The sequence below is a fragment of the Lentibacillus jeotgali genome, from assembly GCF_000224785.1.
GTDB lineage: Bacteria > Bacillota > Bacilli > Bacillales > Amphibacillaceae > Lentibacillus > Lentibacillus jeotgali.
Window position 1 is genome coordinate 238,015 of sequence record NZ_AGAV01000018.1, and the last position, 20,664, is coordinate 258,678.

General features: G+C 40.3%; 17 protein-coding genes. 14 read left to right on the forward strand and 3 right to left on the reverse strand.

The window, feature by feature from the left end:
- Nucleotides 1–21 precede the first annotated feature (21 nt).
- From preA to ON01_RS15255, 10 genes are all read left to right on the forward strand, one after another.
- Nucleotides 22–1,290, forward strand: a complete 1,269-nt coding sequence (preA, locus tag ON01_RS15215; protein WP_010531936.1) for an NAD-dependent dihydropyrimidine dehydrogenase subunit PreA — start codon at nt 22–24, stop codon at nt 1,288–1,290.
- A gap of 142 nt (nt 1,291–1,432) precedes the next feature.
- A complete protein-coding gene (locus ON01_RS15220) occupies nt 1,433–2,905 on the forward strand; it encodes an NCS1 family transporter (RefSeq protein ID WP_010531937.1) in 1,473 nt (490 codons plus the stop codon).
- 19 nt (nt 2,906–2,924) lie between these two features.
- Nucleotides 2,925–3,146 carry a hypothetical protein gene (locus tag ON01_RS15225; protein ID WP_010531938.1) on the forward strand — a complete coding sequence of 74 codons (222 nt, stop codon included), beginning with the start codon at nt 2,925–2,927 and terminating at the stop codon, nt 3,144–3,146.
- Between the two features lie 34 nt (nt 3,147–3,180).
- Nucleotides 3,181–4,416 carry a Zn-dependent hydrolase gene (locus ON01_RS15230; protein ID WP_010531939.1) on the forward strand — a complete coding sequence of 412 codons (1,236 nt, stop codon included), beginning with the start codon at nt 3,181–3,183 and terminating at the stop codon, nt 4,414–4,416.
- 553 nt (nt 4,417–4,969) lie between these two features.
- Nucleotides 4,970–5,188, forward strand: a complete 219-nt coding sequence (locus tag ON01_RS15235; RefSeq protein WP_010531940.1) for a hypothetical protein — start codon at nt 4,970–4,972, stop codon at nt 5,186–5,188.
- Between the two features lie 27 nt (nt 5,189–5,215).
- Entirely contained in the window at nt 5,216–6,721 is a 1,506-nt protein-coding gene (locus tag ON01_RS15240; RefSeq protein ID WP_010531941.1) for a sodium:solute symporter family protein, read from the forward strand.
- A gap of 105 nt (nt 6,722–6,826) precedes the next feature.
- Nucleotides 6,827–8,431 (forward strand): amidohydrolase, encoded by a 1,605-nt coding sequence (locus tag ON01_RS15245; protein ID WP_010531942.1) that lies wholly within the window; start codon nt 6,827–6,829, stop codon nt 8,429–8,431.
- A gap of 364 nt (nt 8,432–8,795) precedes the next feature.
- Nucleotides 8,796–8,921: a hypothetical protein gene (locus ON01_RS20110; protein ID WP_280990994.1), complete on the forward strand. Its 126-nt coding sequence runs from the start codon at nt 8,796–8,798 to the stop codon at nt 8,919–8,921.
- 33 nt (nt 8,922–8,954) lie between these two features.
- Nucleotides 8,955–10,625 carry a sodium/proline symporter gene (locus tag ON01_RS15250; RefSeq protein WP_010531943.1) on the forward strand — a complete coding sequence of 557 codons (1,671 nt, stop codon included), beginning with the start codon at nt 8,955–8,957 and terminating at the stop codon, nt 10,623–10,625.
- A gap of 4 nt (nt 10,626–10,629) precedes the next feature.
- A complete protein-coding gene (locus tag ON01_RS15255; RefSeq protein WP_010531944.1) occupies nt 10,630–11,115 on the forward strand; it encodes a hypothetical protein in 486 nt (161 codons plus the stop codon).
- Between the two features lie 70 nt (nt 11,116–11,185).
- Here ON01_RS15255 and ON01_RS15260 read toward each other — a convergent pair whose 3' ends face one another.
- On the reverse strand, nt 11,186–12,811 hold the full coding sequence (locus ON01_RS15260; protein WP_010531945.1) for a PucR family transcriptional regulator: 1,626 nt from the start codon (nt 12,809–12,811) through the stop codon (nt 11,186–11,188).
- Nucleotides 12,812–13,051: 240 nt separating this feature from the next.
- Here ON01_RS15260 and ON01_RS15265 point away from each other — a divergent pair, with 240 nt between their 5' ends.
- Genes ON01_RS15265 through ON01_RS15275 form a run of 3 tightly spaced genes read left to right on the forward strand, consistent with a single transcriptional unit; the run spans nt 13,052 to nt 17,083 of the window.
- Entirely contained in the window at nt 13,052–14,413 is a 1,362-nt protein-coding gene (locus ON01_RS15265; RefSeq protein WP_010531946.1) for an aspartate aminotransferase family protein, read from the forward strand.
- A 44-nt stretch (nt 14,414–14,457) separates the two neighbouring features.
- Complete coding sequence (ald, locus tag ON01_RS15270) at nt 14,458–15,594, forward strand: alanine dehydrogenase (protein ID WP_010531947.1); 1,137 nt, start codon at nt 14,458–14,460, stop codon at nt 15,592–15,594.
- Between the two features lie 22 nt (nt 15,595–15,616).
- Nucleotides 15,617–17,083 carry a CoA-acylating methylmalonate-semialdehyde dehydrogenase gene (locus tag ON01_RS15275; RefSeq protein WP_010531948.1) on the forward strand — a complete coding sequence of 489 codons (1,467 nt, stop codon included), beginning with the start codon at nt 15,617–15,619 and terminating at the stop codon, nt 17,081–17,083.
- A 372-nt stretch (nt 17,084–17,455) separates the two neighbouring features.
- On the opposite strand, the gene ON01_RS15280 is transcribed toward ON01_RS15275, so the two are convergent.
- Nucleotides 17,456–18,343, reverse strand: a complete 888-nt coding sequence (locus ON01_RS15280; RefSeq protein ID WP_010531949.1) for a fructose bisphosphate aldolase — start codon at nt 18,341–18,343, stop codon at nt 17,456–17,458.
- A gap of 209 nt (nt 18,344–18,552) precedes the next feature.
- A complete protein-coding gene (locus ON01_RS15285) occupies nt 18,553–19,611 on the reverse strand; it encodes a YeiH family protein (RefSeq protein ID WP_010531950.1) in 1,059 nt (352 codons plus the stop codon).
- Between the two features lie 132 nt (nt 19,612–19,743).
- Between ON01_RS15285 and ON01_RS15290 the strand changes: the two genes are divergently transcribed.
- Nucleotides 19,744–20,640 (forward strand): LysR family transcriptional regulator, encoded by an 897-nt coding sequence (locus ON01_RS15290; protein WP_010531951.1) that lies wholly within the window; start codon nt 19,744–19,746, stop codon nt 20,638–20,640.
- Nucleotides 20,641–20,664 lie beyond the last annotated feature (24 nt).

Below are 20,664 nucleotides of genomic sequence, written 5' to 3' on the forward strand. Positions count from 1 at the left end.
ACGAATGATTGGAGGATGAATATGGCTGATATTAGTATCAACTTTGCAGGGATTGAGTCCCCTAACCCCTATTGGCTCGCATCTGCACCACCAACAAATACAGGTTATCAAGTGCAACGTGCATTTGAAGCTGGATGGGGTGGAGCTGTATGGAAAACTCTTTGTGAACCGGTGTTGAATGTTACCTCGCGTTTTGGTGCGCATCACTTTAATGGCCAGCGGGTAGCAGGCTTTAACAACATTGAGTTAGTCTCCGATCGTCCCATTGAGGACAACTTAAAAGAGATCTATGAAACAAAGAAGCGTTTTCCGGATCATCCCATTATTGCTTCATTAATGGTGGAACCACAGCGGGATAAATGGCATGAAATTGTCAAGCGGGTTCAAGATGTAGGGGTAGATGGGTTTGAATTAAATCTAGGTTGTCCGCATGGCATGTCAGAACGAGGAATGGGATCAGCGGTAGGCCAGCATCCAGACTTAGTAGAAAAGTCAACACTGTATGCGAAGGAAGTCGCTGAGGTGCCAGTCATTACTAAACTAACACCGAACATTACAGATATAACCGCCACGGCAAGAGCTGCAGAACGCGGTGGAGCTGATGCCGTAAGTATGATCAATACTATCAATAGTTTAATAGGCGTGGACCTCGATACATGGAACCCAACACCTAATGTGAATGGAAAGGGCGCCCATGGCGGATACTGCGGGCCGGCTGTTAAACCGATTGCCTTAAATATGATTGGAGAATGTGCGCGGCAGCCGGACATTAATATTCCGATTTCGGGAATAGGTGGTATTTCAACTTGGCAGGATACCGTTGAATTTATGCTGATGGGGTCCGGGGGTGTACAGGTATGTACAGCCGCCATGCATCATGGATTCAGTATTATTGATGATTTGACCGAGGGTTTAAGTAATTACTTGGATGATAAAGGGATTGCTTCTGTAAGTGAACTCGTTGGCAAATCAGTTGAAAAATATACTGACTGGAGCAACCTGGATTTAAATCATCGAATGGTTGCCCGTATTAATAATGATATTTGTATTAATTGTAATAAGTGTCATATTGCTTGTGAGGATACAGCCCATCAGTGTATCGATATGCTGATAGATGAAAATGGAAATGATTATTTAGAGGTCAGGGAAGACGAATGTGTCGGATGTAACCTTTGCTCAATCGTTTGTCCGGTTGAGGGGGCAATCGATATGGTAGATTTGGAGCCGACCGAACCGCCAATGTCCTGGAACAATCGAGAGTCCGCTTTAGAAATGCTGAATAATAAATAGTGGCCGGGGAATTTAATAGGGAAGAAAACAGAAAAGGTGGAGGATTTTGTTGAGTTAAGGTCATTAATCGAGGATGAAGCTGTTTGATGGATTGAGAATCAAACAGCTTCATAATCCTTAATAAACTAAAAGGGGACGAACGATGGGAAAGCCCAATAAAAACAACTCGTATCTAAAGTCACCAGATTTACTTCCAATTGGTTATAATCAGCGGAAGATAGGAATCATGGGATTTTTTGCAATGTGGGTTGGGATGGCCATACTTTTAGCAACCTTTGATATTGGAGCTTCTGGAGTACAGAGTATTTCCTTACCCTGGGTAGTACTGGCAACCTTGATAGGTTGTGTTGCTGTTGGTATATTTATTTCCCTGGTTGGAGATATCGGGGTTGAGCATGGATTATCATTTCCAGTCTATATGAGGGCTCCGTTTGGCATAGTTGGTACACATATACCCTCGGTAGCACGAGCAGTAACAGCTTCATTTTGGTTTGGGATAAATACGTATTTTGGTTCTACTGCGATCAATTCAATCATCCATACGATCAACTCGGGGTTTGATAACTGGCTATTATGTTATATCGTGTTTGCCCTTGTACAGCTAATCAATACCGCTTCTGGTATTAAATGGGTAGAACGATTTGCGGACTTTGCCGCTCCAATCATTATTATTCTATCTTTAGTCATCTATCATACCTTGACGACAGATATCGTTGAACAAGGGGGCGATGTCTGGGCTTGGGCAGCGAGTCCGGTTACGGGTGGCGCGGCAGTTACAGCGTTTATGGTTGTGATTTTTGCCAATATGGGCTTTTGGGCAACATTAGGTTGCGATATCCCGACAATATCACGCTTTTTTAAAGCACCCAAATATGAAAGAAATTGGTTTAAACGTAACAGAACGAATTTGATTGGCAGCCTGATCGCTATGCCATTGACGGAAACATTTATGATTATGATTGGTGCTGCAGCCTTTATGGTAGCAGGTAGCTCCAACCCGGTTATTGCCTTGCAGGAGACAGCTTCCGGATGGATGTTGGCTATACTGCTCCTAATGATCGTACTGACTCAGTGGTCTACTAATACTGCGGCAAATATTGTACCAGCTGCAGCTATTTTTTCAAACACGCTAGGACCTAAAGCATCCAATGCAATTGCGGTATTTGTTGTAGGCATTGTTGGGACGATTATTCAGCCTTGGAGTGTCTATGAAATATTGACTCAGGCGCTGTTATTTTTCGGGGCCGTGTTGTCAGCAATAAGCGGGATTCTCGTTGTCGATTATTATGTGTTGCGGAAGCGAAGGGTGAATGTACAGGAACTGTACCAGCATGGGGGACAGTTTAAGTTTCACGGCGGTGTAAATATTGCTGGTTTTATTGCCTGGGTGATTGGCGGAATTGTAGCCATTCTTCTCATGGATTATTCGTTTATCGTAGGTTTTGTTATAGCGGGAGCCATTTACTATGTGCTGGCTAAGTATTGGTACTTCAAAAGATTTCCACAGGCGGAAATAGAAGATCCAAATGACGAGAGATATCTGGGAATTACTGTAGGACGCGATTGGGTGATTGATGAAGATAGTGAAAATAATCAGGATGAAGTGATAGGGTAACGGAAGGAGGAATATATCATTGTCAAACTATGACGATTTTTTATCGGAAAAACTTCAAATTGATGAATTGGTGCAAAATGGATATACCATGACAGGTTCAAGAGGGACACTTGATGGAGATGTGGTTGAATTTCAGAATAAAACAACGTCTGATAAAAAAACAATACTCTTAACCAACCCGGATAGCCGCAAGTATTTTACAACATTGTACATCAAGCAGCAAAAACAAATGGTAGAGTAACCATTAGAGAAAGATTGGATAGGAGGCAATAATAATGGAAAAACAAAAGGTACTTATCAATGGTGAGCGGTTAAAAAATACCGTTGAAGAGTTCGCCGATTTTGGCAGAACCGAAAACAATGGCGTTAACCGTTTAGCATTATCTGAAATGGACCTAAAAGTCAGAAAGCATTTCCAATCCGAGTGTGAAAAGCTGGGGATGATGGTCGTGTGGGATGATATGGCCAATATGTACGCAACATTGTCAGGAACGAATAATGATCAGCCTCCATTAGTTGTCGGGTCGCATTTGGATTCTGTAAAAAAGGGAGGACGTTTTGACGGTGTGCTCGGTGTACTGACGGGACTGGAAGTAGTCCGAACGATTGTTGAAAATGGGATCAAGCCACAAGTACCGATCGTTGTTGCTAATATTACCAATGAAGAAGGTGCACGATTTGAACCCGCAATGATGTCTTCCGGTGTGCTTTCCGGACATTTTGATAAAACGGCCATGCTGCGGTCAACGGATTCGGAAGGTGTTACATTTGGAGAAGCGCTTAAAAACAGTGGTTTTGAAGGAAAAGAAGAGAATCGCTTAAAAGATGCAGCTGCTTTTTTAGAGTTACACATTGAACAGGGGCCTGTATTAGAAAGTGAATCACTGCAGATTGGTGTCGTTGAAGGCGTCGTTGGCATGGTCAACTATGAGATCGAGGTAAACGGTGATTCCGACCATGCAGGTACAACGCCAATGCCAATACGACAAGATGCATTGTTTGCTGCCAATAACTTGATCACTGAAATACGTGAGAAAATGAATAAATTGGATGATAAATTGGTATATACGATAGGCAGAATGAATGTAAGTCCAAACATTCATACCGTCATACCCAATAAAGTTGTGTTTACCTTGGAGGCAAGACATCAAGATGCCAACACTATCAGGCAAGTAGAGGAAATTATTCAAGGGCTCCCGGAATCTTCGGGTAAGGAAAAATGTAACGTGAAAACAACTAAACAATGGGACCGGAATACAGTATGGTTTGATGAGCATATCGTCAATTCACTGGAACAATCGGCTAAAAATATCGGATATTCCTATAAGCGTATGGTAAGTGGTGCTGGACATGATGCACAGTTTATTTCAACCTATAATCCAACTGCCATGATATTTGTACCGAGTGTAAATGGTAAAAGCCATGCGGAAGATGAACTGACACCATGGGAAGACTGTGAAAACGGGGTTAATGTTATGCTGCAAACAGTTTTGGGCCTAGCCACAAAGTAAAGTTTTACATTGTGACTAGATGTCAAATGGTTGAAAGAAATCGATCACTTAAATTTCTTTCAACCATTTGTAAAAGATAACTATGCACTATCTCCAAACTAAGGGGAATTCTGTCCTCCTTTAGTACAGGTACCATACCGGAACCCAAGTGTCTACTCCTTTATTCTACCTTCCTAAATATAATATGCCTTAATAGCAATCTCCAAGGCAATTGCACGGTCGCTTCTTTTGTCGCTATTTCAATATAATAGTACCAGCGTAAATCTACCATTTCCTTGTTTGCTGCCTGTAAAGCAGCAAAAGAAGTGTTGGCAAGCAACGAAGGAAATACTGTAGTTACGGCCAAATCAATTGATATTAACATGTTGTTTAATAATAAGATGATATTCTGAACAATGTGTCTAATGATAAGGTGGATCAAAATGTTCATAATTAGCTAATAGAGAAAGCAAATTTGAAAGCGCTTAATAATGGATTTTTAGCTTACAAATTTTCAGACGAGTTATTAGTTCCATTACATATTAATAATGAATTTTTCGAAAGGAGATAATCTATGAAAAATAAAAGAAGTACAGTTTTTTTCCATGCAGCAGTTATCTTTGGCTTGATTATGTTAGAGACACCAATTGTATTACTAGCCAACAATATTGAACCAATGATTTTTGGACTGCCTTTTTTAATTTTTTGGGTACTATTTTGGTGGCTATTTTGTACAATTATTTTCCTGATCGCTTATATAAAAAAATGGGGAAAGAAAAAATCTATTCGATAGTTTAATCTTTTAATGGGAGGTACACTTATGTCAGCCGGAGTATTTATTATTTTTCTATTTTTATTTATTCCATTGGTAGTGGGCTTTATAGCAGCTGCCAGATCAAATAATTCGAGCAGTGACTTTTTTATCCAAGGCAGAAATATGGGTTCTGTTGCTGCTTTTTTTACTGTTGCAGCTACATGGTGGAGTTCATTTGCTTTTTTAGGTTCGAATGCCTCTTTTTATACGGAAGGTCCAGTATATTTAACAGCCTTTGCATGGAACGTTCTTTTTGGGTATCTGTATTACATAGTTGGAAAAAGAGTATGGTATCTGGGGAAGAAATTTGATTATGTTACGCCTTCTGATTTTATGGGTGACTTTTACGATAGTGAAAAAGTTCGAATTATTGTCGGAGCAGTTGTCACTATTTTCACAATCCCTTATTTACAAATTCAATTAACTGGGGGTGCCTATCTGATAGAAGTTACTTCAGGAGGCGTTATTCCTTTTTGGTTGGCAGCATTTCTATTTTACGCAGTTATAATTGTATATGTTTGGGTTGGAGGTATTAGAGCGATAGCCTGGACCGATATAATATATGGTGCTATTTTGTTCTTTGGTTTACTTTTAAGCGGCATCTATATATCTAACTTAGTTGGAGGCCCGATTTCTATGTTTAGTGAAATGCAGCGTATGCATCCGGAGTTCCTCACCCTGCCTGGCCCAGATGGAGCAGCTGGATTTTCATCGTGGATTTCTTTATGTATTGTTACTGCACTTGGTGCTCTTATGGGACCTCAACTTTGGTTGCGTATGTACGCAGTCAAGGATGGCCAACTATTTAATTTAATGCCATTTTTAATAGCGCTCGTAGCTGTTACTTATTTAGGCTCTGTTTTAATAAGCTGGACAGGTGTTCTGGAAATGCCTGGAATTGAAAATGCGGACCAAGTTTTACCTATTATGGTTACGGAATTTATGCCATTGGCTTTGGGAGCATTGATTTTAGCTGGAGGAGCAGCGGCGGCAATGTCTACATCCAATAGTCAAATTCATGCAGTTTCAACCGTTATTACAAAGGATTTTTATCAGAGATATAAAAACCCTAAAGCTTCAGATAAAAGGTTGACAAAAGTTTCGAGGTACGCCATCCTCATTTTCTCTATCGTTGCTTACTTCATGGCACTATTTGTTCCAGGAGTTCTTGTTGCGATAGGTTTAGTCGCTTTTGGTGGGACAGCACAGCTCATTGTACCAACATTAGGAGCTCTTTTCTGGAAAAGGTCCAATGCCAGTGGAGCAATCTCCGGATTAATTGGTGGCGTTGGTATAATGGTGATCTTAACTTTCATTCCTGGTCTGAACAGCCCATTGGGTCTTGATCCTGCAATGTGGGGACTTGCACTTAATACCATACTGTTTATAGCGGTCAGTTTAGCAACTGCCCCAAGAAATGAGAAAGTAGTTGAAAGATTTGATAAAGCACTTGAAATGTTTAAAAATAATGAAGAAGAAACACAGGAAGTGAACGATGAGAAAGCCTTGTGAAATACTCAAAATAACGTTTTTGTATGATATATAAAGATATCTTCCAATGGAGGAAGGATGAAATTAATATAAAATGCCTGATAGGTAAGATATGGAGGGATAATGTTGGGAAGGAAATTACTGTTCATCAATGGCGAAGTTATATCTGTGAATAATAACAATGAAATTAAAGAAGCGGTTGCTGTATTAGATAATAAAATTATTAAGACGGGCAGAACAGAGGATATTTTACAACTGAAGGATGCGGACAGTGAAGTTTTTGATTTGAATGGATGTACCTTAATGCCTGGTTTTATTGATCCTCATCTTCATATCACGATGTTCGGAACAAATCAGCTCTCTGTATCATGTAAAGATGATAATATAACGTCTATCGATGATTTGTTACAAAAATTAAGAGAAAGAGCAGAAAATACGCCAAAGGGTGAGTGGGTCAGAGCATCGGGATTTAATGAACAACAAATGCAGGATAAACGTTTTCCAACCAAGGAAGAACTTGATAATATCTCTTCCGAACATCCCATATTTATTGGTAGGACTTGCAATCATATGTCAGTGGTAAATAGTTTTGCATATGAACTGGCTAATGTAGACAAAGACACACCGGATCCGGATGGAGGGGAGTATGAACGCGGGGAAAATGGTGAACTTACTGGTCTATTAATTGAAAATGCACATATGAACATGTTCTCTGTCGCCTCTTTTACAGAGGAAGAAATGGAACAAGCCCATAGAATTTCCTCTCAGAAGTTTATAGAAAAGGGTATTACGTCTATTCATGAGGCTACAGGATATGGTTTTGAAAATCTGCATGCGCTTCAGGATCATAGTAATAGAGGCATTATTCACCAACGGGTTTATGCAATGATTGGTGCATTAAATGGCTCGGAGAAAATTGTAAGGCACATGGTTGGATCAGGTATATTTACTGGGTTAGGGGATAATAAATTCAAGATTGGCCCGGTTAAATTATTTCTTGATGGCAGCAGCAGCGGTCCGACTATATGGACAAGGGAACCTTATACAAGTGATTCCAATAATTTTGGCGTTCACTATTTTGAGCAAGATGAAGTTGATGAATTACTTATACCTGCCCATCAAAAAGGTTGGCAAATTACGGCTCATGCACAAGGCGATGCAGCAATTGATATGTTACTTAATACAATTGAAAAAGCAAATCAATTGTATCCAAGACCTGATGTGCGTCATCGCATAGAGCATGCGGGGATAGCGACCCCTGATTTAATTGAACGAATGAAAGAACAAAAGGTTGTTCCTATCCCAAACCCTGCATTTCATTATGAATTTGGTGATGGTTATATTGAAAATTATGGAGAACGTACAGCACATATGTATCCTTTAAAAGAGTATTTGGATAAAGATATTCCAGCGGCCATTGCATCAGATACGCCAATAACGGATTTCTCACCAATGCGCGGAATACACACAGCGATTAAAAGGAAATCACAATCAGGACAGCCGGTAGGCAAAAATCAAAGAATATCTTTGCTTGAAGCTATCCGCATGTATACCATCAACGGTGCATATGCATCATTCGAAGAACAATTAAAAGGAAGTATTGAATCTGGAAAGTTAGCTGATATGGTACTTTTTGATCGTTCTTTAATTAATGGAGATACAAATGACCTGTTTGAAGCACAAGTGGAATGGACAATGGTCGATGGAGAATTTGTTTATAAGAAAAAATAGCTGGAGATATATACTAAGCACTGACCCAAAGCACAGCTGAAAGGCTTCTTTTGGAGTCAATGCTTTTTTTCTAGAAGAGCTTTAACAAACTATTATTCACATATTTTTAGTTGCTTTTGGATCAGCTCTTAAATGAAATGTGTCTTACGTAAGCAGTCTGCCGTACACATTCCTTACACACTGTCTAACAATCTCCATAAGAAATTAACATTATGTCTAGTATCATCAAATCTTTAACACAATAAAAATAACTAGTAGCAAAATAGTTGAAAAGCACTCTGAAAGCGCTTAATAAGAAATATATAACTAATTGACAATTTAGAGTCTTTGATTGTTTTTAATTTTAGATCAAGGGGGTGAAACGATGTTTAATTTACCTTGGGAGACCGCACTATTAATGCTGCCTTGGCCAGTTATTTGGGTAACCTTGGCTCTCGTCATGTATTTCAAAATGCGGCGGGATGAAAGAATTGGAGATACAGAAGAATAACACAACCAATCACTGGAAAGGAAGAAATCGTCAATGAACTTAGACATTATCGTGTTTTTCATTTATCTGCTAGCAATGCTGGGAATAGGATTATATTTTACCAGAAAAGCGTCAGCATCAGCGGACCACTATTTACTGGGCAATCGAAAGATCGGTGCGCCGGTTACAGCCATCAGTATGCAAAGTTCTTCTATGAGCGGTTTCATGTTTATGGGCGGTCCGGCCCAAGCATTCCAAGAGGGCTGGCATGCACTGTGGTATGCAATAGGTGATGCTGGCGGATCGATTGTGAACTTGTCGGTATTGGGAAAAAGAATGAGAAGAATGTCGCAGCTGTTAGGTGCTCTGTCACCAGTGGAATATTTGGAAAAGAGGTTTGAAAGTACAGCAGTCCGTGTATATGGAGCAGTTGTAGCGATCATATTTCTGTTTGCATATGCATTTGCACAGTTTATTGCTGCTGGAAAGGCATTGGAAGCGATGTCAGGTTTTTCTTATGAATTGGCTCTGGTTATAGGTATAGGCGTTATAGTTGTTTATACTGTGCTCGGAGGATTTCTGGCCGTTGCTTTCAGTGGCTTTGTGCAAGGGATTATCATGTTGATTGGTGTAAGTGTTATCGGGGTAATGGTATTGCCTCAAGTAGGCGGATTATCAGGATTGAATGCACAGCTTGCCGAGATTGATCCTACATATCTCAGCATTTGGGGCAAGGATTTAATCTATTATGGCCAATGGGGTGTCATCTTGGGTGCGGTGCTTATTTATGCTATCGGGTATATGGGCCTCCCGCACGTTTCCGTTAAACATATGTCGATGGAAGGCGGCGACACCACAAAAAATGCCGTTCTTTGGTCAGCTGGATTCAATCAATTATTTACATTCACGCCTTATATATTAGGGTTGTCTGCTATTATAATTATGCCAACTGTTTCCGATCCGGAAATGGTTATCCCGGAGATGGTTTATATGGTATTTCCGGGTATATTAGCAGCGATTCTGCTTTCAGCTATTATGGCGGCCATTATGTCTACATGTGATGCTTTGCTGATGCAAGCAGGGACGACACTTTCACGTGATGTTTACAGCCGGTTTATTAATAAAAATGCTAGCCATAAACAACAGTTATTGGTATCCAGATTGTGTATTTTAGTTGGGGGCATTGTTGGCATCGTTGTGGCTGTATACGAGCCGCCAACCGTCTTTGCACTTGTCATATTTGCATTTGGTGTATTGGGGAACACTTTTATGGTTCCTTACATTGCTTCAGTTTATTCAAAAAATGCGAATAAAATCGGTGTGTTGTGTGCCATGGTTGGTGGCTCAGTAACTAACATTGTGTGGGAAATGTTCACCTTCCAAAACGCGACAGGGATACACCCGTTCCTGGCCGGCGTGCTGGTTTCTTTGATTGCTATGCTGATTGGAAATAAATTTGGAACACCGCCTTCAGACCCAATTTTAAATGCATTTGACTTAGCGAAACAGAATAAAAGAATCCCAAAAAAATTGGAAAAAGGGATTTTTGATGATTTAGCACCTGAAGCGCAGAATATTTCCCGTTTCCTTGAAACACAAGAAGCCCAGAAGGACTTAGTAGAAAGACCATCGGAATCAAGGGAAAGTCAACAGAAAACGTCGCTTGATAAAGCACATAGACGTACAGTTGGACAGCCAGAAGTTAGACTGAATTTAGAGGGGTAATGACATGGGAGAAAAGGTCTTAACACAATCAATTAAATTTGGAAAGAAACAAATAGAAACAAGTCTCATGAAATTACAGCCTGGTGTAAAGTATCTGGCAGATAGAATTATCTATTATCCTTATTACTTTTTCGTCTATAATGTAAAAGCTAAGAGACTTTTTTTACCGATGAACGAGAAAGTTGGTTGTGCGGTGGACGCTATAAGTGGAAGTGGCTCACTAGTGGATTATAACCCGAATTTTGAAGTAGTCGAAATATCGGAAAAGCAGCGGTTACACCAATATCAGGAGCTTGAAGATTGTTTGCCTATTTCCGAAAGTTTTATATTCCAATCGTTATCATTAAAAATGAGGATGTTTTCTTTTTCTCATGTACAGGTCGAAAAACGGCAATTGTTCTACAGGCCTTATTGGGTTGTTTACAATACAAAGGGGAATGGACAGGATTTTATTGTGGATGGTGTAACTGGTCAGTATCATCCCTTATAGATTTAAAACGTATAAATTTAACCAAACTCCGTGCTGACTTTGAGACGTGGAGTTTGGTTATTCTACTCCCTTAGAAAAGGGTAAGGTCCCTGGATTTGGAATCCTTTAATAAATGATAGGCCTTGATAGCTGTTTCAATCGCCAAACGGTTGGTTGGTTCCAGGTAATCTTTCCCCAGGAGTTCTTCTATTTTTTCAAGGCGATGATAAAGCGTCTGACGTACAATGAATAAACGTTCTGCTGTTTCTTTCTTTGATTCGTTAAATTTCAAATACGTTTCAAGTGTCGTCAGCAGTTCTGCGTTCATTTCCTTATCATGATTAAACAATGGACCAATATAATCGTCAATATATGATTCGAATAATTGGTTGTCCTGCAGTTGGAAAAGAAGCCGGTATATTCCGATGTTTTCGTAAAGAGCAATGTCTGAATCGTGATATTTGCTCAGATGAAGCACCTCATTGGCCTCCTTATAGGCACGCATGAACTTGGAGATATCCCGATGGCTGCCGCTGATTCCGGTGTTGTGGGATTGAATGTTCAGCATCTGCGGGCATTCCGAAATTAATTCAGTGAATTGATTTGCAGCGAATTTGTCATGTTTGTCGGTATCAAAAAAACTAATAACGGCTATTTCAGTTTTCTTTACAGAAACTGCTGGATAAAAACCATAACGTTCAAATAATGATCGGATAGTCATCGATCGATGCACTTTTATTTCATCCCATTCATCATGATTAATGGCTGAAGATGCGGTATCCGCCTGACAAATAAATACTCTGAAGTGTAAATGTTTCTTCGATGACGGCATTATCATTTTGAGTTCATCAGGATTATATGGTTTTCCAAGCAATAGATTTTGCACCAAATCATCTTCTACATTTAATTTTCGTTCTTCAATGGTCCTGTTTCTTAATAAAATTTGTGCTATTGATATGGCTGCTCTGTCCAGTACAGTAAATAAAAACTCGTTTGGAGATTCTTCAGTTACGTGAAGACATAAATACCCCCAAATCTGGCCGACAACATTGACAGGGGTCAGCGCAAACTTTTTATCGTCAATGGTAATTATTTTTTCAAAAAGTTTTTCGGTACAATGATTTTGCACATATGAAGCGAGTAATTTATTAAAAGCCTTCCCTTCAGGAGGATAATAATACGCTTTGGCTTCATCAGTAATAAACAATGCGTACGATTGAAATTGATCATGTAATTTTTGCAGGATTTTTAGTATCCCATTTGGTGAGAGGGATAGTTCTGTGAACGCTTGGGTCAACTCACTAATTTCATACAGCATTTTATGATGCTGGTTAATAATATGTGTATGTAATTGTTGTGTGATCTCAACAAATTTAACAACTTCTTCAAACACAATGATGGGAAAATTATGCTCATCTGCAAACTGCTTAATTTTAGTTGGGAGAATGCTAAAATGAGGCCCAATTTCAATACAGATGCCAGCAACATTTTTGTTAATTAACCTTTCATAAGTATTAAATGAAGACTCGAGGTCGAGTCGCGTCCCTGTTGTGAGAACCAGTTCGCCTCCGTTGAGTAAGGCATCAAAATCGTCTGTTTCAATAATATGCGTCCATTTTATGTTTTTGCTTAATCCTTTTTCGCCTGCTAAAACGTGCGCACTTTTAAACAGATCACTGTTCAGCGCATCATTGATTGTCAAGTTAAAGCTGCTCATTATTCCGCCCTCCAGACCGTTAAAACAAAACGGGATTAATTTGACACATTGTAAAATGAAAATTTTAGGAATAATAGTTATAGTATGATTATGAAATTAATTGTAATCGCTGTCAATTGATTAAATCTTAATTTGGGAGTGATTGGGAGAATTCAGTATATGGAATAGACTCCTGGACAGTTTGTAAAATGTTCTGTCACTATCAGCCGTCTATAAATTATTCCGGAAAGGAGTTTTTAAATGAAAACCTCAAAGGAAACATCACAGGCACTGGTGGAAAAGGACCAGCGAAATATCTGGCATCATATGTCCAAATATGACTCTAAGAGAGAACCAATGATTACAACAAAGGCAAAAGGTTCCTGGATTACAGACCATAATGGGAACAAGTATCTTGATGGTATGTCTGGGTTATGGTGTGTGAATGTTGGTTATGGGCGTGAAGAACTTGCACAAGCAGCATATGACCAATTGAAAGAGATGTCTTATACATCAATGTCACAAAGTCATTTACCGGCCATAAAACTCGCTGAAAAATTGAATGAAATGCTGAATGATGAGTATATGATTTTTTACTCCAATAGTGGTTCGGATGCTAATGAAGTGGCTTTTAAGGTAGCCAGACAATATCACCAGCAAAATGGCGAGTCATTACGATATAAATTTATATCACGTTATCGGGCTTATCATGGCGGTTCCCTAGGTGCATTAGCTGCTACGGGTCAATCAATTCGTAAATATAAATACGAACCTCTCACTTCCGGTTTTTTACATGTTGCTCCTCCAGATAATTATCGGAGACCTGAAGGCCAATCGATTGAAGAATATAATTTGCAAAGAGCTCATGAGATTGAGGAAAAAATTGTATGGGAACAGAAAGAGACCATTGCTGCTGTGATTATGGAACCAGTCATCACTGGAGGGGGTGTATTGATACCGCATCCAGTATATGTAGAGAAAGTCCAGGAAATTTGTAATCGTCATGGTGTATTATTAATTATCGATGAAGTGATTTGCGGATTTGGCAGAACAGGAAGAACGTTTGGGCACATGCACTACGATATAAAGCCAGATATAATTACGATGGCAAAGGGGTTAACGAGTGCTTATTTGCCCTTATCTGTTACGGCTGTTCGTAAGGATATATACGAATCCTTCAATAATACCGAAGAAAATAGTCACTTTCGCCATGTAAATACATTTGGCGGTAACCCAGCGGCATGTGCTGTTGCTTTAAAAAATATTGAAATAATGGAACGGGAGAATTTAACCAATAGGGCTGCTGTTTTAGGTGAAAAACTAAGAGATGGACTAAAGGAACTGGAAAGTCATCCATATGTTGGGGATATCCGTAATCAAGGGTTTGTCATGGGAATAGAAATGGTAGAGGATAAAACAACGAAGGAACCGGCAACCGAACAACGTGTAGGAAAAATTATAGCAGATTGTAAAGCAAATGGTTTGATTATTGGAAAAAACGGCGATACCGTAGCTGGATATAATAATATACTGGCACTTTGTCCGCCTCTTTCCAGTACAGATGAAGACTTAGATTTCATTGTATCCATTATCAAAAAGGTATTTAAGGAGAATGGTTCATAAACCTTATTTCTATTGGAATATTTCTGGATTATGGAGGGCTTGGAATGAAGATAGGAATACCACGAGAAATAAAAAATAATGAGAATCGGGTGGCGGTTTCACCCTCAGGAGTCGATGCTTTAGTCAAAGCTGGACATGAAGTAGTTATTGAAAGCCAGGCAGGGGTTGGATCAGGCTTTTCAGATGAGGAATATAAACAAATGGGTGCCATCCTTGAACAAGGTCCTGAGGAAGTCTGGTCTCAGGGGATGGTCATAAAAGTTAAAGAACCACTTCCACAGGAATATCCTTATTTTTATGAAGGTCTTATTTTACTCACATATCTACATTTAGCTGCAGAACCAGATCTGGCTAAGAAATTAACAGATTCAAAGGTTATTAGTATTGCATATGAAACAATTCAAGAAAAAGATGGATCGCTACCGTTACTTGCACCAATGAGTCAAGTGGCTGGTCGAATAGCAGCTCAAATTGGCGCCCAATTATTGGAGAAACCCAAGGGTGGCAAAGGGGTTCTGTTAAGTGGTATTCCAGGAGTGATGCCAGGTAGGGTAACGATTATTGGAGGAGGTGTTGTAGGAGAAAATGCTGCTCGAATTGCAGTTGGCTTAGGTGCTAATGTGACTGTTCTTGATCTCGACCCTAATAGATTGCGAGAATTAGAAAATTTGTTTGGGGATCAAGTAAACACACTTATGTCAAATCCTCTTAATATAGCGGAATCTGTGGCACAATCTGACCTTGTTATTGGTGCAGTATTAATTCCTGGTACAAAAGCACCAAAACTTGTACGGGAAGAAACCGTTAAGAAAATGCAAGAGAATTCGGTTATTGTTGACGTGGCTATTGATCAAGGGGGGATATTTGAAACTAGTGATAAAGTAACGACTCATGACGATTCTACTTTTACAAAACATGGAGTCGTTCATTATGCTGTAGCCAATATGCCAGGTGCGGTACCAAGAACAGCATCTTCAGGTTTAACAAACGTAACACTGCCATATGCATTAGAAATTGCTAATAAAGGATATGTTAAATCAAGTTTAGAAAATGAGTCAATCAAAAAGGGAATCAATACAATGCAAGGATTTATAACCTATAAGGCAGTTGCAGAAGCACATAAGATCCCATATAAGGATCCAAGTTTATTATTAAATGATATGGAATTGACAACTCATTAATATAGTTAAGGAGGTTTCAAAAATGACACAACCACAAACAAAATCAGAGCAATTAAAAAACTATATAGGCGGCAAATGGATTGAAGCAAAAAGCGATAAGACGGAATCGGTCATTAATCCGGCGACAGGCGAGGTTATTGCTGAAGTTCCGATTTCATCCAATGAAGATGTGGACCATGCTGTAGAGGTGGCACATGAGGCATTTCAGGACTGGAAAGAACTCGCTGTACCGAAGCGTGCACGCATTTTATTCAAATACCAACAGCTGTTGGTTGACCACTGGGATGAATTGGCTGAACTTATTACGATTGAAAACGGTAAAAACTTAAAGGAAGCCAAAGGGGAAGTACAGCGCGGGATTGAAAATGTTGAATTCGCTGCCGGTGCGCCGAATTTAATGATGGGCGATCAACTATCTTCCATCGCATCGGGACTTGAATCTGGTGTATATCGTTATCCTATCGGTGTTGTCGGTGGTATTACCCCGTTCAATTTTCCAATGATGGTACCTTGTTGGATGTTTCCAATGGCAATCGCGACAGGTAATACGTTTATTATGAAGCCATCTGAGCGTACTCCGTTGCTAGCAAATCGTTTGGCAGAACTTTTGGAAGAGGCAGGCCTTCCTGAAGGTGTCTTTAACATTGTACATGGCGCCCATGATGTTGTGAATGGCCTTCTGGACCACGATAAAGTTGCCGCGATTTCATTTGTTGGATCGCAGCCCGTAGCTGAGCATGTCTATAAACGCGGGACAGACAATCTGAAACGAGTTCAGGCACTGTCCGGTGCCAAAAACCATACAATTGTTTTGAACGACGCCAATATGGATAATGCTTCTACTCAAATTTTGAATGCGGCTTTCGGCTCGGCGGGTGAACGCTGCATGGCGGCATCAGTAGTGGCAGTGGAAGAATCTGTAGCGGATGAATTTATTGATCAGCTCATCAAAAAAGCAAATGAGATTAATATTGGAAATGGACTTGATGAAGACGTCTTTTTGGGACCGGTCATACGTGAACAGCATAAAGAACGTACCCTGGGTTATATTGAAACTGGTGAAAACGAGGGTGCTAAGTTAATCCGTGATGGCCGTGAAGATGGAAACGCACAAGAGAAAGGCTATTTCGTAGGGCCGACCATTTTTGATAACGTAACGACAGAAATGAAAATTTGGCAGGAAGAAATCTTTGCACCGGTGCTGTCGATTGTTCGTGTCAAGGATCTTGACGAAGCTATCGATGTTACCAACCAATCACCGTTTGCGAATGGATCTTGCTTATTTACACGTGATGGCGGTAGTGTAAGACAATTTCGGGAAAACATCGACGCGGGCATGCTGGGGATTAATATTGGTGTACCAGCGCCAATGGCATTTTTCCCTTTCTCGGGATGGAAGGATTCCTTCTATGGTGATTTGCATGCAAACGGAAAGGACAGTGTTGAATTTTATACACGTAAAAAAGTTATGACAACAAGATGGGTATAACATCCATTTAAGAGTGCAGTGTTGCAAACACTGTACTCTTTTTAGTGTGCCAGGCATGCACACATTCTATAGGGTTCAAGTGCCGAGTTATTAAGTAATAGTAGTGGTTATCCAAAGACAGGAGAGTCTAGGGTAATACGGAAGCTAAAGGAACTAGGGAGGTAATCTTTGCCCAAAGAATAGGGAACTTAGATGACAGTAGTTCTGTTCTTAACTGATTCATCTAGCAACCAGAGAATGAAGAGTCGATTTAGTCGAAATTAGACGAATTCGTTGGACTTAAATGAAACCACCGCATACGAAACCGTAACGCGGTGGCTTGAGAGGTTGGGGGGAGTAGTCACCCCTGCTACTCGAATTTAACTATTTGACTCACGTAATAGAAGCCTGATAAATACCTTCAACGGCTTTCTTCAGCTCGTTATTGAACTCTTCATCTGACTGATTAACGTTCAAATCCTGAGTCAATGCCCGGGAGAAGCTGGCGATCAGTTCGTTATTTTCTTTCAGTTTCTCGTTCGCTTCCTCTGTTGCGTAACCGCCTGAAAGTGCCACAACACGGACGACTTGAGGATGCTCAATCAGTTCTTTGTAGATGTTTGGAACGGTCGGGATGGTCAGCTTCAGCATGACATGTTCGTCTTGTCCCAATTTATCGAGGTGGCTTTGAATTTCTGCCTTTAACAGTTCCTCGCATTTTTCTTTTTCAGAACTATTGATGTCGACTTCCGGCTCAATAATCGGCACGAGCCCTGCATCAATGATCTTCTTGCCGATTTCGAATTGCTGATCGACAACTTCCTTGATGCCTTCAGGGTTGGCTTCTTTGATAACGGAACGCATTTTAGTTCCAAAAATGTGGCGTTCATTCGCACGTTTGAGCTTATCGTCGAGGTCATCAATCGGCTTCATCAGTTGTACGCCGTTCGATTCTTCAGCAAGTCCTTTATCCACTTTCAGGAATGGCACAACGCCTTTCTTTTCAGCCAAATAATCGCCTGTGTACATGCCCTCGATTTCACGATCCATTGTTTGTTCAAACAGGATGGCACCGATTATGTGACTATTGTCGAAAGCAGGCGCCGTGATGATACGCGTGCGCATATCGTGCACCAGATCAAACATTTCGTCTTCGTTGGAATATTGATCTTCTGTAACACCATACAGTGCCAGTGCTTTAGGTGTACTGCCGCCGCTCTGGTCAAGTGCAGCGATAAAACCTTTTCCGTTTCCCATTTGTTCCAAGTGTTTCTGGTTCATCATTTCCACTCCTTTATCATGATAAAATTACCTTTATCTGTTTAGGGTAATTTATTTATCTGGAGAAAAGCAATCTTCTGCTATATTATATCATGAAAAAAGGATTGATTATAGTCATGGGCGTGTTTTTGTATAGCAGAAGATTTAAGATTATATAAGGGAAATGAATTTTACAGTGTTTTGTTACTTTCTATTGAACAGGTATTCCTTCAAACAATAATAAATGCAAAAACAGATAAAAGAACAGATGTTATGATCATTGCAATCAATGGCCTTACTGCTTTCGTGCGCAAATCATTGAAACTTACGCTGAGACCAAGGCCAACCATTGCAGCTGTCAACAGCCATGTTGTCAGTGAATAGACACCGTTCATTGTTCCTTCAGATACTGGGATATAATTTCCAAGTACATACGTACCAAAGATACTAAGCACAATAAATCCGAGCAAGAACCATGGGAAAGCGACTTTGGTTTTTGACTGATCTGTTCCTTTGTTTTTAACTTTCATAATGTAGATGAAGATAAAGCATAATGGAATGAGTAAAAATACACGCCCTAGTTTTGCCAGCAGGGCCATCGCCAGTGCGTCTCCTCCTGCAGGGTCAGCTGCGAGTGCAACATGCGCGAGTTCATGCAGACTTATTCCTGACCATATACCATAATCGATAGCCGAAAGGGGGAGGATTGGGCGTAATAATATATAAACAATCGAAAAAATCGTCCCCATTAAAGCGATGATGCCAACACCGATTGCTGTATCTTCATCCTTTGCCTTGACGATTGGTGCAACGGCAGCGATGGCAGCTGCTCCGCACACGCCGGTTCCCACACCCAACAACAACGAAATTGATGTGTCCGCTTTAAACACTTTCGCAAGCCAAACCATTAAAAGAATCGCAAATAATATCACTGCTGCATCCCGCAGAAGCAATCCCAGCCCGTCACTGAGCACAGTATTAATATTTAATCTGAGTCCATATAGAATAATGGCTAATCGGAGCAGTTTTTTGGCTGAAAATGTCACGCCGGCCCTTATAGCTTCCGGATAGCCGAAAATTTGCCGGTAAGCAATCGCAATTATAATAGCACAGGCGAGCTGGCCGACATATGCAAAGCCAGGGACAAGAGCAAGCAGATAGCCCAAGAGTGCGATAAAAAATGTAAAAGCAACACCGCCAATCCAGTATTTTTTTTGATTAGAGGGTTTTGGTTCCTCAGGCTCTTGAGTCGGCAGCTCCGTCTGAGTGGTTGCATTTTCTAAAGTCATAACAGCAGCACCTCCTATCTCCAGAATAAAGGAGGTTCTATGATAAGAGAAATAAATTATTATAATGATGATGATAAAAAATCGTGATAATATGATCATAGAGTAAATGACGATAGTCGGGGTGATAGAAAAATGGATCAATATCTGAAAGTGTTCGTTGTTACAGTCGAAAGAAAAAACTTTTCTCGTGCAGCTGAAGAGCTTCATATGACACAGCCTTCCGTCAGCCAGTACATTCGCACGCTTGAGGAAAAATTCGGTACCAAGTTGCTGGAAAGAACAAACAAATACGTTCGCTTAAATAAAGCCGGGGAAATTGTCTATCATCACGCCAAGGAAATTCTGGGGCTCTACGATAAAACGCAAAATCTGATCGATGACTTAATGAATCAGGCAAAAGGGCCACTTTCGATTGGGGCCAGTTACACGTTTGGTGAATATGTATTGCCGCGCATACTGGCGACTCTACAAAAAGCTTACCCTGAACTTCAGCCGGATTTGACGATCGGTAATACAGCCAAAATTGCCAGTTTAGTTACAAGCCATCAGCTTGATATCGGCATTGTAGAAGGTAATTTTAAAGATAAGCACTTGCTAATTGAAGATTTTGCAGAGGACTATATGGTTGTCGTTGCTTCACCGGCACTTGAAATGGCCCAGCGTGAAGGTTATGTGGCTATAAGTGAGCTGGAGCAGGAAACATGGGTTGTCCGTGAACCGGGTTCGGGCACCCGTGAAGCAACTGAAAAAATGTTTAAGCAAATCGGCATTGTGCCATCAAAGAAAATCAATTTTGGCAGCACGCAATCCATTAAGGAAGTCGTAGAAGCCGGGCTGGGCATCAGTCTGTTATCCCAATGGGCCATTCAGAAGGAACTGAAGAACGGGGATCTAAAAATTATAAAGGTGAATGGTCTTCCGTTTTCAAGGCAATTTTCAATCATAACCCAAACACCGTTTCGGACAAAGTCATTGGAAGTATTTATAGACTTATTGTATAGGGAAAAAAGCGCTGACGGCTGGATTTGATTAATTCAAGCAGCGATCGGCTAA

What these genes read in the sequence shown, in the direction of transcription:
- ON01_RS15280 (WP_010531949.1), bottom strand. Translation starts at nt 18,343, where the DNA reads ATGAACCAGAAACACTTGGAACAAATGGGAAACGGAAAAGGTTTTATC.
- ON01_RS15275 (WP_010531948.1), top strand. Translation starts at nt 15,617, where the DNA reads ATGACACAACCACAAACAAAATCAGAGCAATTAAAAAACTATATAGGC.
- ON01_RS15240 (WP_010531941.1), top strand. Translation starts at nt 5,216, where the DNA reads ATGTCAGCCGGAGTATTTATTATTTTTCTATTTTTATTTATTCCATTG.
- ald (WP_010531947.1), top strand. Translation starts at nt 14,458, where the DNA reads ATGAAGATAGGAATACCACGAGAAATAAAAAATAATGAGAATCGGGTG.
- ON01_RS15265 (WP_010531946.1), top strand. Translation starts at nt 13,052, where the DNA reads ATGAAAACCTCAAAGGAAACATCACAGGCACTGGTGGAAAAGGACCAG.
- ON01_RS20110 (WP_280990994.1), top strand. Translation starts at nt 8,796, where the DNA reads ATGTTTAATTTACCTTGGGAGACCGCACTATTAATGCTGCCTTGGCCA.
- ON01_RS15250 (WP_010531943.1), top strand. Translation starts at nt 8,955, where the DNA reads ATGAACTTAGACATTATCGTGTTTTTCATTTATCTGCTAGCAATGCTG.
- ON01_RS15220 (WP_010531937.1), top strand. Translation starts at nt 1,433, where the DNA reads ATGGGAAAGCCCAATAAAAACAACTCGTATCTAAAGTCACCAGATTTA.
- ON01_RS15260 (WP_010531945.1), bottom strand. Translation starts at nt 12,811, where the DNA reads ATGAGCAGCTTTAACTTGACAATCAATGATGCGCTGAACAGTGATCTG.
- ON01_RS15255 (WP_010531944.1), top strand. Translation starts at nt 10,630, where the DNA reads ATGGGAGAAAAGGTCTTAACACAATCAATTAAATTTGGAAAGAAACAA.
- ON01_RS15235 (WP_010531940.1), top strand. Translation starts at nt 4,970, where the DNA reads ATGAAAAATAAAAGAAGTACAGTTTTTTTCCATGCAGCAGTTATCTTT.
- ON01_RS15285 (WP_010531950.1), bottom strand. Translation starts at nt 19,611, where the DNA reads ATGACTTTAGAAAATGCAACCACTCAGACGGAGCTGCCGACTCAAGAG.
- ON01_RS15230 (WP_010531939.1), top strand. Translation starts at nt 3,181, where the DNA reads ATGGAAAAACAAAAGGTACTTATCAATGGTGAGCGGTTAAAAAATACC.
- preA (WP_010531936.1), top strand. Translation starts at nt 22, where the DNA reads ATGGCTGATATTAGTATCAACTTTGCAGGGATTGAGTCCCCTAACCCC.
- ON01_RS15290 (WP_010531951.1), top strand. Translation starts at nt 19,744, where the DNA reads ATGGATCAATATCTGAAAGTGTTCGTTGTTACAGTCGAAAGAAAAAAC.